Origin of the sequence: Fructobacillus tropaeoli, assembly GCF_001047135.2 — a bacterium.
Lineage (GTDB): Bacteria > Bacillota > Bacilli > Lactobacillales > Lactobacillaceae > Fructobacillus > Fructobacillus tropaeoli.
The window spans coordinates 1-280 of sequence record NZ_DF968170.1; the positions used below are offsets into that span (position 1 = coordinate 1).

The following is a 280-nucleotide window of genomic DNA, read 5'->3' on the forward strand; positions in this document are numbered from 1 at the left end:
TCGGGATCAAGTGACATTGCGAATTGACGATGATTTGCATGAAGCAGGTGTTAAGCATCTAGCATTGGGTGACTATTACTGGCAAGAAACCAAGGCGCCTGAAGGGTATCAATTGGACGGTCAAAAGTACAATGTCGCCATCAAGTATCAGGACCAAGATACACCGGTGATTACGCAAAATGAAACCTCGAAGGAACAAGTGATTAACTTTAGTTTTGACGGCTTCAAATACGTGCAATCTCCATCAGGTAGCTCCCAATCAGGTTACAACGGTATTCAA

At 43.6% G+C, this 280-nt stretch carries 1 protein-coding gene; it reads left to right on the plus strand.

Annotated features, from left to right (window positions below; genetic code table 11):
- Nucleotides 1–280, plus strand: a 280-nt coding sequence (locus AOQ32_RS08840) for a prealbumin-like fold domain-containing protein (protein ID WP_158531908.1), incomplete at both ends; no start/stop codon positions are given.